Here is a 17,653-nt window from a genome sequence, read left to right on the forward strand (position 1 = left end):
AGCATAGTTTCAATTTTACCATAAATAATTATTGGGAAACTTCAGTATAACAATAGTAAGTCCCTATCCGCGACCGTTGGCAGAGTTCAATGAACTCTGATAAAGCCCTGAACTTTAAGAAAAAATGACCTTTGGAAAAAAACCTTCGCAGCTAACGATCAGCTAGATTTTTTTGACATTTTCTTTTGATTTTCCACATACTCATCAAGTAACTGCCTAATTATTTTTTGGTACTGCATGTGATGTTTCTCAGCAACATCTTTAAAATAAGAAAGACTCTCAGAACTAAGAGAAATAGTAATTTTGGTATTTTTGTTTTTTAACGCTAACTCTGAAGGTGAGGGTAAAAAATCTGTTACTAATTTAAACTCACCAATGGGTTCATCACTATATAGAATTTGTTTGCTCATAAGTTTTTTTCCTTTTCGCCAATAACCAGCACCAAAAATTCGGATACATCCAGTACGATAAGTAAAACGAACAGTAAGAATGCCTGTTTTATCTTGATTTAGACCGAAACAATAATAACGCTCTTCCTTTTGACTATGCGCCAAACCTTTAGCAATTACACGCTTTTCATCCATAAATGCAAATTGAGCCTCGTTAAAGGAAACACCATGCTTTCGTCGGTTTTCAATATTTTTTGCTTCATCCCATTCAAAGTTTGATTTACTCATAAATCATAATAACAAATATATGGCTATTTACCCATATATTTGTTAAAAAATGCTAACACCTGCAATAACCACGACAAAACGTCCGAGTTTATTGCGTTTGTTATGTGCTGTGTCTGTCTCAATAATTTAAGTATTACTAAAAAAACCAGGCAACATAGAGTGTGTCATTTTTTTCAGGATAAAGGAAACTGGCCGGCCTCAGCCGTGCTGAACTATATACAGATATTGAAGAATATTTTACAATACTGCGTGATTTGTTTAATTATTTATTTACCTGATTCAGGTTTCCATCATACCCATAATGCAAGCATTCAGAACTTTATCCGACCTGCCTCTACCTCCCTTCCTGAATGGTGGGGAAGCTAACAGAAAGGCTATGAATAGTCACCCTGCAATAACATCAATACTTCGCTCAAAGAATCTTTTTACCACCCTGTCTAATAATAAATAAAATGGATTCTTTTACTAGCTCCAAGACTATAACTTATAGTGTCTCTCAATTAAACCGCAATGTTAAATCGCTGCTGGAACAAAACTTTTTTTCCATACAGGTTATTGGTGAGATTTCTAACTTAAGCCGCCCGGCATCCGGGCATCTGTATTTTTCATTAAAAGATGATCGTGCTCAAGTACGCTGCGCCTTATTTAGAAGTCAGGCTCAGAAACTTAAGTTTGTGCCTGAAAATGGCCTGCAAATTCAGGCAAGTGCAAATGTTAGCCTGTATGAAGCACGGGGAGATTATCAATTAATTGTTAACCAGATGCAGGAAATAGGAGATGGCGCACTACGCCGAGCCTTTGAGCAACTTAAAGCCAAGCTTGATGCTAAAGGTCTATTTTCTCCTGAACACAAAAAACAATTACCACTAATCCCCAGAAGCATAGGCATTATCACCTCTGCATCGGGTGCCGCTATACGTGATATTTTATCCGTACTTGCCCGCCGCTTCCCGAGTATTCCGGTTATTATTTACCCTGTTATGGTTCAAGGTGACGAGGCTAAATATGAAATTAATCAAGCGATCATAACGGCCAATCAACGTAAAGAATGTGATGTCCTGATTCTGGCTCGTGGCGGCGGTTCACTGGAAGACTTATGGGCATTTAATGAAGAAATGGTTGCTAATGCTATTTACAAAAGCCGTATTCCCATTATTAGTGGCATAGGTCATGAAACAGATACCACCATTGCTGATTATGTTGCCGATCTACGTGCCGCCACCCCTACAGCCGCAGCAGAACATAGCACTCCGGATGGAAATCAATGGTTAGGACAGTTTCAAGCTTATGAGCAACGCTTAAACCAGTTAATAAGAAATAAAATACAACAGACGACTCAACACTTAGACTGGTTAGCTAAAAATCTGCACCAGCAACATCCGGGTAAACAATTACAAATCAAGTCACTACGACTCGATGAATTAGAGTTACGTCTGAGCAATAATATACAAAACCGACTTAATCAGGCGTATGCAAAGCTTACAGCACAACATGCACAGCTATGGCAATTTAATCCGGCACATACTGTCCAGCGCCTTAAAAGTGAATTCAAATCTCTAAACGAACGGCTTGACACTAACATTAAGACTAAGTTGCATGAAAGCCAGCAAAAATTATCTTATCTAAGTCAAACACTAAATATCGTCAGCCCTCTTGCGACACTGCATCGTGGTTATACTTTTACCACTGATGAGCAACACAGGCTAATTACTACAACGCAACATCTAAGCGTCGGGCAAAACATTAAAACACGCCTGGCAACAGGCACTATTACAAGTCAGATACAGGAAATCGACCATGAATAAAATATTACTAATATTATTGTTACTGCCACACATTGCACTGAGTAACACATTCCCCCGACAGCTGGCAGTTCCTGGTGGTATTGTTAACATTGAACTAGGGTCAATAGAAACACCGGCACCTGAAGTCTTTTTTCAGGATAAACGTGTCTTAATTATTGAAAATAACCGTAACTGGATCGCAGTCATTGGCATCCCGCTTAAAAGCAAAGCTGGTGTACACAGCATATTGGTAAAATCTGACAACACTACGACTGAGTATAATTTTGAAATTGTTGACAAAGACTACCCTGCGCAATATATTACCATCAAAAACAAGCGCATGGTCAACCCTAACCCTGATGATCTTAAACGTATCGGCAGCGAACGACCTGCTATTAACAAGGCACTGAACACCTGGACTGAACAACCCGTTGAAGAGTTATTATTTAGTTTGCCGGTTATAGGACGGTTAAGTAGCCCATTCGGTCTCAAGCGCTTTTTTAATAATCAGCCTAAAAACCCACATAGTGGCCTTGATATAGCCGCACCTACTGGAACCACTATTAGCGCACCAGCCCCGGGTCTTGTCATTAATACGGGGAGTTATTATTACAATGGTAATACTGTATTTTTAGATCATGGACAGGGCCTAGTCACAGGTTACTTCCATATGTCTAAAATAACTGTAAAAGCGGGACAGATAGTCGAGCAAGGTACCAAACTAGGTGAAGTTGGCGAAACAGGTAGAGTGACTGGCCCACATTTACACTGGAATGTTTATCTAAACAAAACCAAAGTAGACCCTGCCCTGTTTGTGCCTGAACTATCAGAGTCAAAAGAGGAAAAAGCACAATAAATCAATAGAAAACAAACCGCGAAACACACTAAATACACGAAAAAACTGCAAAAGCCTAAAAAACTTTCGTGTCATTCGTGCCTTTCGTGGTTAATTCTTTTTGATTACCCACTACTCTCAGCCATTCTCTGTCATTCCTGCAAGCTTTTAGCAGGAATCTCGTTTAGTATAGATTCCCGATAAAAAACTTCGGGAATGACGGGTTTTGTAACATACTGATGTTTTAGTTTAAATATAACTGAGCACTCTACATAACCCGGATATTTTTTACATTCAACAAAGGAACATCACATGCAATTTTCAACTACTCCCGACATCCCCGGCAAAACAATTAGCGAAAACCTTGGCATTGTTGCGGGTAATGTCGTGCAATCAAAACATGTAGGCCGTGACCTTATGGCTGGCTTAAAAGGTATTATCGGTGGTGAGATTTCCGGCTACACTGAAATGCTTGCTGATGCCAGAGATGTTGCCATTGAAAGAATGGTTGATGAGGCAAAAAAACGCGATGCGGATGCTATTATTAATGTGCGCTTTACTACTAGTGCCATTATGGCCAATGCTTCTGAAATGCTAGCTTATGGCACAGCCGTAAAACTAAAAACTCAAGATTAGGCTTAAGGTGATTTCTATCAAAGAATATCACCTAAGTTGAAATGTCGGGTTACGTTTTTTCGCTATACTCAAAAAGCTAACTCGACCTGCCCATGTAATGTTAATCGGTACTAGAGCGAACAATAGCCCATTTACATAAAACCTCTCTTTCAATTACATTAAGTATTTATCATGAATAAGTCTTTAGGGTTTATCGGTATTGGTCTTATGGGACAGCCAATGACACTTCGTTTACTGGCTGCTGGATATACTGTTAATATCTGGAATCGAAGTACTGAAAAACTGGGGGGGCTGTTATCACTGCAGGAGCCGTTCACTGTACAAGCATCGCTGATTTAATGGCTAAATCAGATATTATCCTGCTCTGTCTTGCCGACACAGCTATCGTAGAAAAAATTGTTAATGAACATATTTTAGTGCATGGCAGTAAAGATAAGTTATTGATTGATCTCTCCAGCACACACCCGGAAAAAACTCGAGAACTAGCGCAACTATTGCAAGATAACTGCACCATGGACTGGGTAGATGCTCCTGTCTCTGGCGGTGTTGCTGGCGCGACAAATGGTTCCCTTGCCATTATGGCAGGTGGTAGTGAAAAGTCCGTACAAATTGCTCGTGATGTATTAAAGCCACTGTATAGTCAACTAACTCATATGGGGGCCGTGGGCAGCGGCCAGGTAACCAAGGTCTGCAACCAAATGATTGTTAGCTGCAATGTGCTGGTAATTGCTGAAATGATTGCATTAGCAGAAAAATCAGGAGTAGATTCCAGTAAAATAGCCGATGCTCTCGCGGGTGGTTTTGCCGACTCCAAACCCTTGCAAATTATTGCCCCTGAAATGGCAAATAGTAATTTCACCCCGGTAAAGTGGCGTGTAAAAACGCTATTAAAAGATCTTAACATGGCTACTGATTTAGCCAGCACCCAGTCAACTGCCACACCGATGTCAGCACTCTTGCTGCACAGCTAATGCAACTACATGGTAGTCATGGTTTTTTAGAGCATGACCCTGCTACTTTAATCAAACTCTATAACGATAAAAAATAGATAGCCACCTGAAACATCTCGTCATCCTGCATGTTTTAGCAGGAATCTATCTTGAGCATGGATCCCCGCTATCAGCATGCGGGGATGACAACATAAAATCTAAGGTTTAAGTAGAAGCAACATACTCACGTTCCCGTATTCCGCAAGCTCCATACGGGCTACACTTAGTTTCGGGTATTATTGAATTCTCGCTCCTTACTGTAGCTCAGACAGGCAGCTAATGCCAGTCAACCCCTATAAAATAGATACCCCAAAAAATTTAAACCTTTGTTTTTTAAAAATGTTTTCGACACGAAACCATTTCCACTTAAAATATCATTTTTTTTGATAGACACTCAATAAATTATTGATATATACTTTGTCCCACTTGAGGGATTTAAGTAAAGAAAAATAGGGAAATCGAGGTAAGATAAACTTAACAAATAAAAATAATAAATAAGTTTAAAATGGAATAGATTGCATTTAAAAATAAAAATAATAAAGCCTTACTATACTAAAAACCCGCTTATGCGGGTTTTTTTATGTCTGCCTGTTACTATTACTCCAACAAGACCTAGCTATAGACTCAATTTAACCCCGACCCAGCCAGCCCTTGGTGCACTTACTCCAACAAATCGGGTATCCTTATCAGCAACGCCTATCCCTTCCAGCACATCACCAGTTTCTCCGTACATACCAAAGTTATTGTATTTATTATTAAACAGATTATCCAGGCGACCAAAAATTGTACAGTGTTTATTAAAGCGATACTCTGTCTTTAAATTAACTACTGCAAAAGAACCCAGCGGCGTATCTAAGTTAGCTTCATCACCACGCAAGAACTGTTCAGCATTAAATAAAACATTAAAACCAAAAGTCCAGCTTGCTACTATATCTACATCAGAAGAAAATTTTACAATATGCTGAGGTATACCCGGTATATGACTACCACTTTCTACCTGAATATCACCACTTTCGTCTTCATGAGGGTTACTGGGACTATGCGCCGTATAAGCCGTCAGGAAAACAGCGTTAATATAAGAATAGTTCAACGCCATACGCCAGCGATCAAAAAATGAACTGCTAAGCCCTAGCTCGACACCCTGCCTTTGAGTACGTCCGACATTATCAAAATAGCCAGCACTATTAGCCGTACCCGCACTTTGAAAAATAATATCATCATGATTAACCGTATTAAAGTAGCCAAGATTCCATTTAACCCGCCCCTCCAGAATATTAGAAAAATTACCTCTAAAACCGACTTCCCACGACTTTGCCACTACCTGATCTAGTGGCGGATCAGCAATAAAAGCATTTGGTAATTTACAAGGGTCATCAGGGTCAGCGCAACTTAACTCCATCGGTGTTGGCACCCGGGAAGACTCACTATACCCCCCGTAAAAATTTAGTTCTGGCATAAAAGCATAAGTTAGCCCTGCAGCTGGATTAAACCGGTCAAATTTATGCTTTCCAGTCAAACTGGTACCGTACCCATCCTGCATATCAATTTCCACATGGTTATAGCGCCCGACAACATTGACCGCTAACTTGTCAGTGACATTAAACACTTCAGTAAAAAACAAGCCAAATGAATGATTCGTGGTGTCCAGGCGAACACGAGATTCATCAACCAGAATGCCAGAGCCATTCACTCCCCGCTCATCTGTCAGGGAACCCAATTCAGTATCTGCACTGTAAGCAATCTGACTCAGATCATAACTAGTACCAATAACAAACTGATTATCATGACCCCAAAGACTTTGATTAAAAGCAGATTGAAATGCCAGACCAAATGACCACTGATCTGTTTCTGAGGTATTTAGTGTTCCGCCTTCAACTTCATCTGTTGCCTGCACAGGGTTACCATAGACGTCCTCAACAATTTCATCTTCCCCCTCCTCACACAAAAAAACCGGCATATTTTCACATTCTTCAAACTCACTGCCATCGCCATTGAGTGAATCAATACGATTGCTACGATAATACATATTACCTGCCAACTCAGTCGCATCATTCAGCCATAAATTTCCATCTAAAGCAGACAAGAAAAAATGGTTACTGGTTTTGTCCGGATGAGTAAAAACAGCCTTCCGGTCTATTGCTTCTAGCTCAACCGGAATCGCACCATTGCCGATTAAGCTACTATTAGCACCTGCTAGCGTTAAATTTAATTGTCCATCATCTGTTCGCCAGCTTAAAGTACCCAGGCCATTAAACACCCCACTTTCAGAATGGTCACGCCAGCCATCCTCATGAAAATACTGCAAATCTAGAAAATAGGCGAACTTGTCATTATTCCAGCCACTGGTTAGCTCCTCATTATGCCTGGCCCAGGAGCCACCACTTAGAGTCAGGCTATGCTCAGGTGCTGTAAAACCCGTTTTAGTTTTAATCGCAATCGCACCGCCGAGACTATTTAAACCATAAGCAGGATTAGAGCCTCCTTGCAAACTCATGCTATCAATCGCCCCTTTAGGAATTAGATCCCAATGTACCGAGTCACCAAAAGGCTCATTAAAGCGTATACCATTAGTATAGACAGATAAACCTTGCGGCAACCCCATTAATGGCGAAATGGTAAATCCACGATACTGAATATCAGGCTGCATAGGGTTATTTTGGGCATCATTAACCGAGACACTGCCCATATACTGATTCATATAATCAGCAATCGAAATACTTTGTGACTTGGCCATATCCTCAGCTGTCATAACCTGCACATTAGTAATCACTTTATCCATCTCAATGCCCGCACCAAAAGGTGTCGCATTGACGATGCTGAGTGCCTCCAGTTCTATAGGCTGCTCCACTTCTGTCTGTTCTTCTATCTGTTGCTCTTCAGCCTGTGCCGTGGTAGTTATGCAAAACAACATAACGCCATAATGTACGATTCTGAAATTCATCTGTTCTTATAGTTATAGAGTTTTTCAAATAACAGAATTGTAATGGTTTACCAGCGCAAAAAACATAGGACTTTTTCCTTTTATATTTCGCGAGGTGATATGCTGTCTGCACCCCGTAAAATGAAGTCAAAGTATTTCATAATCTTACCTTACTTATGGAAAATTCATTTTTCATCGTTTCACCTTATCGGGTAAATGACAATATGAAATTTTCATGTTAATATTGAAAAGTTTCACTAACAGAAATCTTTACTAACAAATGGTTTTATTAGGTCACTTTGATAAACATTGCAGGGATAATCACCCCCAGTAATAATCCGGGAACATGCGGAACACACCTCGGCAACTGAAGACATTGTTATCTGTCTTCTGCATTGAAGAAACAGTTCGTAGCTGTCCCTATACCTTGAATATGAATAAAAATCCTGCACTAGGTGCCTGATTTATTCCGTGTACGCTCCTAAGCGACTAAACAAGCGCAACTTTTACTGTTTATACAAATACCTATCAACAAAATTGCAGAGTTAAAACCATATATCATGCTGCTAGGACTGGACGAATGACTAAAAATTCCCCAATAAATAAAAACGATCAAATGTTATATAACGCCGACTCTTCACAGGATAGCTGTGGCGTAGGCTTTATTACTCATAAACAAAGCAAACAGACACATGATTTGCTGCAAAAATCGCACGAAGCATTGTGTACCATTCCGCATCGCGGCGGCATGAGTGCTGAAGGAATTGGTGATGGCGCCGGTGTTAACATTGATCTGTCGCTGAAATTTTTCCGCAAAGTAACTGAACAGCAAGACCTTGAATTAGGCCGGTTCGGTGTCGCTAACTTTTTCTTTCCAGAAGATCATAGTCATTTCGACTCTGCAGCGCGGGAATTAGTAGAAAAGCATTTAAAAGAATTTGCTTTGCCTGTTATTAAATGGCGTGATATTCCTGTGGATAATAGCGTACTTAACGAAGCATCCATTAAAGCACAGCTACCTATTAAACAGGTTATTTTTGGTCGCCCAGAGACTTCCCTAAAGGATGCCAGTCACGAAGAATTCGAGCGCTATATACAGGATGCCCTACTCTCTATCGAAGAAGAAGGCTTTACGCGCCATGAGCTAGCCGGTTTTTATCCACTGTCTATGAGTTCACGTACTCAGGTTTATAAAGGCCGCTTAAATTCTTTTGAAGTGATTCCTTACTTTACAGATTTATACGACGAAGACCACGAAATTAATACCCTGTTTTTCCATACTCGCTTTTCAACCAACACTGCCCCGGCAACGATGATGGCCCAGCCATTCCGTTATATGGCACATAATGGTGAATTAAACACGGATAAGAAAAATCGTTTAAGTGAACAAGCGATTGCTCGACAGCATGGTAAAAACCTGGTTTTCCCTATCGGTCAATCGGATTCCAGTCGTTTAGACCAGACATTATCCCGTCGTATTCATGAAGACAAACTAGACATCGTCACAGCTATTTTAGCGATGATGCCACCAGCCTGGGAAAATGACACAACACTTCCAGCTGATGTCAGAGCTATGCTGGAATACTTCAGCCTATACGAAGAAAAAAATGATGGCCCTGCTGCTCTGATCTTTAATGATGGCATTAGAGTCGGTGCACGTCTTGACCGCCTTGGCTTACGCCCGCTACGTTCTGTTGAAACAACCGATTATCTGGCCGTAATGTCCGAAGCCGGTCAAATCGATTTTGCGTCAAATGATGTATTAAAGCGCGGGCGCATTGAGGCTGGTGGCATGCTGTATTTTGACCATAGCACAGGCAAAGCCTACGATAGCCATCAAGTCATGGAGCGTCTAGCTAAAGAAACTGATTATCACGCTTTATTAAAATCACGTGCGATACACCTTAACGACCTGAAAGAAATTTCAATAACTAATCTGGATAATCAGCACGAATTTAATATTGACCAACAACATACAGCCTATTCGTTAAACCAGGAAAGCTTCAAATTCCTGTTAGATCCAATGTTAAGCACTGGGCTGGAAAAAATATCTGCTATGGGTTACGGCATTGCACCAAACGCACTGTCTGGTGCTGAGGGCGGTATGTCTCGTTATTTTAGTCAACGCTTTGCTCAGGTAACTAATCCGCCACTAGATTCATTGCGTGAAAGCGATGGCATGACCTTACGCGTTGCTCTGGGAGCGAAACCTAATTTTTCTGAGAGCGATACTAAGCAACTCGTCATCAATTCACCCATTTTACAACGTACACAGCTAGCACAAATTCGCCAGCAAACTACAGTTAGCGTAGTAACAATAGATGCTCTGTACACACCTGATACTGAAGATGCAGAACAGAATGGTAAAAATCTTATTCAGGCGTTAACCGATGTTTGTAATGAAATTGGCCAGGCAGCAAAGAACAATACTGGCATCATTATTCTTACTGATAAGAACATCAGTAAAGAGCATGCCGCCATCCCTGCTCTGCTACTTATTTCTGCAGCCAATCAGCACCTGGTTAAAGAAGGTTTACGCTTTAATTCATCCCTTGTTTATGAAACAGGTCAGGCGGTCAGTGCTCATGATATTGCAACGATATTAGGCTTTGGTGCATCAGCCATTTGTCCTTTAAGTGTGCATAACCGGGTTATCTCACAATATGGCCAGGATAAACAAAAAGCTGCACTAAATAGTTATCAAAAAGCTGTCGAAAAATCGCTGATGAAAATCATGGGTAAATTTGGTTTATGTACAGCAGAAAGCTATATCGGTGGAGAATTCTTTGAATCAAATTATATCGATACCGATGAGCCAATATTAGAACGCTATTTTCCCAACATTAACTCTTCTGTTGGCGGTGTTCGTTTTGCTGATATTGCTGCTAGTGCAACTGAATGGCATGAAAAATCCCTGTCTGTTAATGCAGAAAGTGACATCCCTTTCCTAGGCTTATTTAAAGAGCGTAATGAAGGTGCCGGGCACACTTTTGGTAATACTTCCGTGCGTGAATATATCAATATGACGGATGAAGATATCCTTTATATTGATCAGGATAAGTCACCCGCCGTCAGCGATACTGCCTATTTCGATTTCGGTTATGAAAAACGCACACCGGAACAAATTGATAGCTTTGGCGTTACTCCTGCGTACCGTAATTTCAGCAAAACTCTGATGCAGGAACGTGACAGCCGCCCAGCAGCTTTACGTGATGTGATGAGCTATCCAGCTGATATTTCACGCGCTAAAGAAACTGCTGAATTTGACGCCATTCTGGGTAAACAAAACCTACACGGTAATATTAATTACAGTATTCGCGGTCTGAACGTCAATCAGCTGGATAATCATTTTGAGCTTAGTTTAAGTAATGATTCCTCTAATCAGCGCTTAGAAAACCTGGCCACCCATTTTAAATCACGTTTTGCTAATTATGCGCTGACTATCAGCACATCAGGTGCTGTGATAAAAATAGTAACAAATGATGCCAGCAGTGTTGCAGCGAAATATCTAAAAAATATCATCAATACTCGCGCAGCCATTAATCTGAATGATGTACAGCCTGCACATGAAATAACCGCTGTTTTAGCCACAGGGGCAATGAGTCACGGTGCTTTGTTAGCTGAAGCACATGAGGCGGTTGCACAAGGAACTAATATTGCCGGCGCCATGAGTAACTCTGGCGAAGGTGGTGAGCATTCCAGTCGCTTTAATACCTTAAAATCCAGCAAAATCAAACAGTTTGCCTCAGGTCGTTTTGGTGCCTGGGCAGGCTACCTGGCTGACTTAAATATCGAAGAAATTGAGATTAAAATTGCTCAGGGTGCAAAACCTGGCGAGGGTGGACAGCTACCCGCCGCTAAAGTCTCTGTCGAGATTGCTGCAGCACGGGGTGGAACCCCACAGGTTGAATTAATCAGCCCTCCTCCGCATCATGACACTTATTCTATTGAAGATTTAGGCCAGCTTATTCACGATGCCAAAGCCGCACGTGTCAGAGTAGTTGTTAAACTAGTGTCTTCTGAAGGAATCGGTACCATAGCCGTTGGTGTCGCTAAAGCCGGTGCCGATGTAATCAACGTCGCAGGTAATACAGGCGGTACAGGTGCTGCTGCGGTAACTAGCCTGAAAAATACTGGGCGTTCACCTGAAATTGGTATCTCTGAAGTACATCAGGCACTTTCAGCTAATGGCTTGCGTGATAAAGTGATATTGCGTTGTAGCGCTGCGCACCAGAATGGCTCTGATGTCGTCAAATCGGCAATACTCGGTGGTGATTCTTTTGAGTTCGGTACAACGGCACTCATGATGCTACGCTGTGTTATGGCAAAAAACTGTAATATTCGTTGTCCGGCAGGTTTAACGACGATTCATGAAGAGTTTAAAGGCGATCCACGCGTTTTAGCCCAGTATTTTATGAATCTGGCACATGAGGTACGTGAGATTCTTGCCTCGCTTGGTTACCAGAGTCTAGCTGAAATTCGCGGTCAAACTGACCTGTTACATTTAATGGATCATGAATGCATGATTGGTCAAATGGACTTTGCTAAGCTATTAAATTATGTCGATGTCATTCATATCGATAACCCGATTTACCTGGAAGCAGATTTTTCCATTGATGATAAAATTTTTGAGCAGTTCACAACAAACTTCGTCAATGCTCAGCAGCAGCAAGTTATTGTTGAAGGTTCTGAATTTAAACTTAACAACCGTCATAAAACGGTAGGTGGACAGACTGCGATTGATATAGAACGCCTATTATCTTATGAGCTAAGTGCCGACGCTTGTGCCGATCACTCTAAAATTTATACTAATCAGCACAAACGTCGTTATTTAGCACCAGACTCCCTAATTGTACGTACCCACGGCTCTGCAGGACAAAGCTATGGTGCATTTAATAATGATGGAATGCGTATGGAGCATACCGGCACCTGTAACGATGGTGTGGGTAAATCATCTTGCGGCGGTACCATTATCGTTAAATCACCGGGCGGTGGGCATAAAGTTCCCGGAGAAAATGTGTTAGTCGGTAACTTTACATTGTTTGGCGCTACAGGCGGTAAAACCTTTATTAATGGTGAAGCGGGAGACCGATTTGCTGTGCGTAATTCAGGTGCAATGGCTGTAGTTGAAGGTGTCGGTGATTTCGCTTGTGAATATATGACTAACGGCGCAGTACTCAACATAGGTACATTTGGTAAAGGCTTCTGTAACGGTATGTCTGGTGGTAATGCCTATCAGTATGATCCCGAAGATAAGTTACAACACTTATATGATGCCTCTTCAGTTGAAATCAGAAGCCTGAGTGAAGATAGTGAGACAGCACGGGCACATGAGCAATTTATTCTAGCAATGCTAGAGCAACATGCTGATTATGCTGAATCAAGTGTCGCACAAAAGCTACTAAATAACTGGGCTAATGAACGTCAGTATTTTAAATTTGCCATTCCACTATGGTTATATAAAACTCAGACAGCGGAATTTATTGCCAAAACAGTTGACCGCAAAGTAATTATTGAAGAGTTAGCCGTTTATCAGGCGCAACAGCAAATTATTCAGGTACAAGAGGCCTATGCTAACAATTCAGTGTTATTTGATGGCCAGACACCTGATTATGGTGCTACAGATAGTCCACTTGCATTTAAGATGATTAATAGTTTTGCCGTGCTTAATAAGGCGACGCAAATTGCTGCCTCACAAGTACAAAGCGCACAGCAAACAGAAGTTGTTGCGCAGCGGTTGATCACAACCAAAGCCAGAAAACTGCAGGATGTTTTAGTTAAAGAAACTCGCGAAGCCTATGCTAATTATGATGATACCCAGTTAGCTACTTTGTTGGCAAATAAGCGTTTAAATGACTACAAGCGTGCATTGACCATGCGTGATGTACAAAATATTTACTCTATTGGTTCGACTAACTGGATCATTGAACAGGCTGCCGTTAATACCCAGGCACTAATTGACATCCCAAGTGTCGATGAATATTTGGCAGCATTAAATAGTCAAACAGTTATTCAGGATATGATTAAAACAAAAGAGGCCGCCTGATAGACGCGGTACCCGCAGAATGGGTAGAACCTTAGTAGTGAAATTCATTCTGCGCAGTACAATATTTTCCTCTCTCGCTCCATGCATGAAGGAACGAATAAACAATAGTTACACGAGACCCTTTTTTAGAGTAGTCCCATGAAAACAGCGAATAATTCTCAAAATATACCTTTCAATGAGGCACAACAGGCCTGGTTAGGTGGTTTTTTTGCAGGAATGCACTCCCACATATTACAAAGTGCAGGTTCTGGCGATGCAGCAAATGCTCGCGCTATTACTATTTTATACGGTTCACAAACCGGTAATTCTGAGTCAGTTGCCCATGATGCCGCTCAAGTTGCAAAAGCACACGGTTTAAACCCCAGCATTTTAGGCATGGATGAAATCGAGGCTGATAGCTTTACCAAGCTTGAATACTTATTGATTATCACCAGCACCTACGGTGAAGGCGAAATGCCTGATAACGCACAACTTTTATGGGACACCATTAGTTCAGACGATAGCATAGAGCTTGCAAACATGAAGTATTCTGTACTTGCTCTAGGTGATACCAGTTATGATTTATACTGCCAGGCAGGTATAGAGTGGGATCAACGTCTAGAAAAACTGGGTGCCAAGCGTCTTTATGAGCGTGTCGATTGTGACGTTGATTTTGATGATGCCGCTGAAAGCTGGATTAGCAATATTATTCCACTCATGGCTGATGGTGCAACGGCTATAACAATTGACAGCACGAGTACTAGTAGCGCTGCAAAATACGGTCGTAAAAATCCATTCCCTGGAAAACTCGTGGCTAATCGCTTATTGAGCAGCCCTGATTCATCCAAGGAAATCTGTCACTATGAAATATCTATAGCAGGTTCCGAATTAAGCTATGAAGCAGGTGATGCACTGAATGTAGTCCCTGTTAATTGCCCGGAATTAGTGACTGACATTATTCAAGCAATAGGCTGTCGCGGCGACGAAGATGAACCTGTGAGTGGCGTGTTAATGCCGCTGACGCAGGCCCTAGCTGAGCACTTTGAAATCAAACTACCGAGCAAAGATTTATTAGATGAAATCGCCAGACGCTCAGGTGGTCAAGAGTTAAACAATAGTTTAAGCTCAGGTGATAAAGATAAACTATCGAGCTATTTATGGGGACGTGACACGCTGGACTTATTATTGCAATTCCCGGAAATGCAATTCTCAGCGGCTGAGTTTCTGGCTTTGCTAAAACCACTCCAGCATAGAGCCTACTCTATCTCTTCTAGTGGCAAAGCCCATCCTGAAACCGTACATTTAACCATTAGTAGCGTACGCTATAACAGTCATAATCGTGAACATAAAGGCGTTTGTTCGACTTATCTAGCTGACTTAGCAGATGATAAGACAGCGGTCCGTTGTTTCTTTAGCCCCAACAAAGTTTTCCGTGTTCCAGAAGACAATGATCTACCGATGATTATGGTCGGCCCGGGGACCGGTATAGCCCCTTTCCGTGCTTTTCTGCAAGAACGTGAATTCAGAAATGCTAAGGGTATTAACTGGTTATTCTTTGGTGATCGTAATGCTACAACTGACTTTATCTACCAGGATGAAATTGAAGCCATGCAAAAAAGTAAGGTATTGTCTAAACTAGACCTTGCCTTCTCGCGTGACCAGGAAGAAAAGATTTATGTTCAGGATCGTATGCGTGAAAAAGGCGAGGAATTATTCTCCCTGCTAGAACAAGGTGGTTATTTCTTTGTCTGTGGCGATGCACTACGTATGGCTAAAGATGTTGATAAAGCTCTGCATGATGTTATTGCTAAACACGGCAAGTTATCCGAAGAGCAAGCAACAGAATACGTTAATCAAATGAAAAAAGATAAGCGCTATGTAAGAGACGTTTACTAAGCAGCTATAAAAAATCAAAAAATTTCAATTTAAACTTGTTGAATTGTATTATTTACTGAAGTTTCCCAATTATTGAGTAGCTGAAATACACAATGCTGGTGTATCGAGGTTTATTTTAGGTGGTTTTGCCATGTTTATAGCAAACCCCTACTTAATTCCCCTTAGGCAATAGCATTTGAAACGAATGAAAAGACTGTTTTTTTCATATAGTTGTAGCATAGTTTCAATTTTACCATAAATAATTATTGGGAAACTTCAGTTTTTAAGGACAGAGTCATTTTAATGCCTGCACAGTGTTGACACGGAAGATAACCATAATAAACACCGCGAAATATCTGGCTTTTGTCAATGGGCTTTTTATGTTTTGAGTGATCTACGCCTAGCCGAGCTATTTCCCGTGCTTTTTGAACATCAGCCATGGTTTTCATGTCCGAGGACTTAGCTACGGCTGGATTAAAGGAAACACTCAGAACAACGAGTAATATCAACGTCAGTTTTTGTCTTAAGGAGTTAGATAATGTATTCATTATTTAGGCTTTGTATGGTGTGTGAGAAGGGCAGCAAATGATTCGAAGTATTACTCCATTAATACTGGGTGTTGCTGACAATTTTCTGTTGGATTCTGGAAACTTAAAGGGGAGGGAGTAAATAACTGAAGTTTCCCAATAATTATTTATGGTAAAATTGAAACTATGCTACAACTATATGAAAAAAGTAGTCTTTTCATTCGTTTCAAATGCTATTGCCTAAGGGGAATTAAGTAGGGGTTTGCTATAAACATGGCAAAACCACCTAAAATAAACCTCGATACACCAGCATTGTGTATTTCAGCTACTCAATAATTGGGAAACTTCAGTTAAAAAAATAAACAGAATTATCTATTGGTAACCCAGTATGCACAGGCCTCAACCAAAGAGTTTTATGAGAAAGGAAAATATATCTGGGATGACAAATCAGGCATTGTTACCCTAACAGCACGTAAGGATTCAAGTATACGGAAATTGCGTATTAAAGATGAAGGAACACTAATCGTACTTACCTCTGAAGGTGCGTCCATGAAAGGTAATCAAGATAAATATACACTACTCAGAGGCGATAAAAGAAACTCACGTGACGTGCACATCACTAATTCTGAGTATGCACTTACACTTGTAGAGCGGACTTTAGTCCGCTATGTTTCAACAGAAAAAGCTTGTCTTTATATTACAGAAACAAGTTAAATAGCCCTGATCAAATCTGCGGCAGTATAAAATAAGCAGCAAAGCCTCCCCAACTGAGTAATAATAAAATCCAGGCAAGATAACTTTGGCGATAAATAATTTCCATCTCTTGCTGATCATGTTCAGTACTTTCATCTAACTGGTTTAATTTTCCAGTCACTCTTTTAAGTTTTTTACTGAGCTCTCGCGACCTTTCTTTTTGCTGCTTTTTATACAGTTCTATGCCCTTCTGAATACCTTGAGCGATTAATTTAGTCTGTTCTTTTGTTTGTCCGGGTCGTTGAATCGCTTTGGCCAGTTTTACTGACTCATCATGAGTTTCAGGGGATGTCTGTTGTTTTTTTGTATATCTGCTCATATTATTAAATGTTAGTTATCACATCATCCTGAGTTGATGCTCTTGATTGCTGAGCAAAGCTTACTGTATTGTAAAGTGAAAATCAAAAAAGAGAGGTGCTCTTAAATAACTGAAGTTTCCCAATTATTGAGTAGCTGAAATACACAATGCTGGTGTATCGAGGTTTATTTTAGGTGGTTTTGCCATGTTTATAGCAAACCCCTACTTAATTCCCCTTAGGCAATAGCATTTGAAACGAATGAAAAGACTATTTTTTTCATATAGTTGTAGCATAGTTTCAATTTTACCATAAATAATTATTGGGAAACTTCAG

Annotated in this window: 10 protein-coding genes and 2 pseudogenes; 8 read left to right on the top strand and 4 right to left on the bottom strand. The window is 40.7% G+C overall.

What is annotated here, in order from left to right:
- Nucleotides 1–158: 158 nt before the first annotated feature.
- Nucleotides 159–677 (bottom strand): BrnT family toxin, encoded by a 519-nt coding sequence (locus CDZ78_RS24045; RefSeq protein WP_087869698.1) that lies wholly within the window; start codon nucleotides 675–677, stop codon nucleotides 159–161.
- Nucleotides 678–779: 102 nt separating this feature from the next.
- Between CDZ78_RS24045 and CDZ78_RS21170 the strand changes: the two genes are divergently transcribed.
- The 5 genes and pseudogenes from CDZ78_RS21170 to CDZ78_RS08880 all read left to right on the top strand — a co-directional run bounded on the left by CDZ78_RS21170 (nucleotide 780) and on the right by CDZ78_RS08880 (nucleotide 4,980).
- Entirely contained in the window at nucleotides 780–1,043 is a 264-nt protein-coding gene (locus tag CDZ78_RS21170) for a hypothetical protein (RefSeq protein WP_140413954.1), read from the top strand.
- Between the two features lie 86 nt (nucleotides 1,044–1,129).
- The gene (gene xseA, locus CDZ78_RS08865; RefSeq protein ID WP_087869699.1) at nucleotides 1,130–2,482 is read left to right on the top strand and encodes an exodeoxyribonuclease VII large subunit; all 1,353 of its coding nucleotides are present in this window, start codon (nucleotides 1,130–1,132) and stop codon (nucleotides 2,480–2,482) included.
- A complete protein-coding gene (locus tag CDZ78_RS08870; RefSeq protein WP_087869700.1) occupies nucleotides 2,475–3,317 on the top strand; it encodes a peptidoglycan DD-metalloendopeptidase family protein in 843 nt (280 codons plus the stop codon). The genes xseA and CDZ78_RS08870 overlap by 8 nt, the downstream gene beginning before the upstream one ends.
- A gap of 291 nt (nucleotides 3,318–3,608) precedes the next feature.
- Nucleotides 3,609–3,932 carry a YbjQ family protein gene (locus CDZ78_RS08875; protein WP_087869701.1) on the top strand — a complete coding sequence of 108 codons (324 nt, stop codon included), beginning with the start codon at nucleotides 3,609–3,611 and terminating at the stop codon, nucleotides 3,930–3,932.
- A gap of 171 nt (nucleotides 3,933–4,103) precedes the next feature.
- Nucleotides 4,104–4,980, top strand: a pseudogene (locus CDZ78_RS08880) (NAD(P)-dependent oxidoreductase).
- 557 nt (nucleotides 4,981–5,537) lie between these two features.
- On the opposite strand, the gene CDZ78_RS08885 reads toward CDZ78_RS08880, so the two are convergent.
- Nucleotides 5,538–7,862, bottom strand: a complete 2,325-nt coding sequence (locus CDZ78_RS08885; protein ID WP_087869702.1) for a TonB-dependent receptor — start codon at nucleotides 7,860–7,862, stop codon at nucleotides 5,538–5,540.
- Between the two features lie 559 nt (nucleotides 7,863–8,421).
- Between CDZ78_RS08885 and CDZ78_RS08890 the strand changes: the two genes are divergently transcribed.
- The gene (locus CDZ78_RS08890) at nucleotides 8,422–13,887 is read left to right on the top strand and encodes a glutamate synthase-related protein (RefSeq protein WP_087869703.1); all 5,466 of its coding nucleotides are present in this window, start codon (nucleotides 8,422–8,424) and stop codon (nucleotides 13,885–13,887) included.
- 138 nt (nucleotides 13,888–14,025) lie between these two features.
- Entirely contained in the window at nucleotides 14,026–15,762 is a 1,737-nt protein-coding gene (locus CDZ78_RS08895; RefSeq protein WP_087869704.1) for a diflavin oxidoreductase, read from the top strand.
- A 242-nt stretch (nucleotides 15,763–16,004) separates the two neighbouring features.
- Here the strand turns inward: CDZ78_RS08895 and CDZ78_RS08900 are convergent, their stop codons facing one another.
- Entirely contained in the window at nucleotides 16,005–16,289 is a 285-nt protein-coding gene (locus tag CDZ78_RS08900; protein WP_087869705.1) for a copper resistance protein NlpE N-terminal domain-containing protein, read from the bottom strand.
- Nucleotides 16,290–16,637: 348 nt separating this feature from the next.
- Between CDZ78_RS08900 and CDZ78_RS08905 the strand changes: the two are divergent.
- Nucleotides 16,638–16,982, top strand: a pseudogene (locus CDZ78_RS08905) (copper resistance protein NlpE N-terminal domain-containing protein); the annotation flags it as partial.
- A gap of 10 nt (nucleotides 16,983–16,992) precedes the next feature.
- Here CDZ78_RS08905 and CDZ78_RS08910 read toward each other — a convergent pair.
- Entirely contained in the window at nucleotides 16,993–17,340 is a 348-nt protein-coding gene (locus CDZ78_RS08910) for a DUF2956 domain-containing protein (RefSeq protein WP_087869707.1), read from the bottom strand.
- Between the last annotated feature and the right edge of the window lie 313 nt (nucleotides 17,341–17,653).

Origin of the sequence: Bathymodiolus platifrons methanotrophic gill symbiont, assembly GCF_002189065.1 — a bacterium.
Classification (GTDB): Bacteria; Pseudomonadota; Gammaproteobacteria; order Methylococcales; family Methylomonadaceae; genus Methyloprofundus.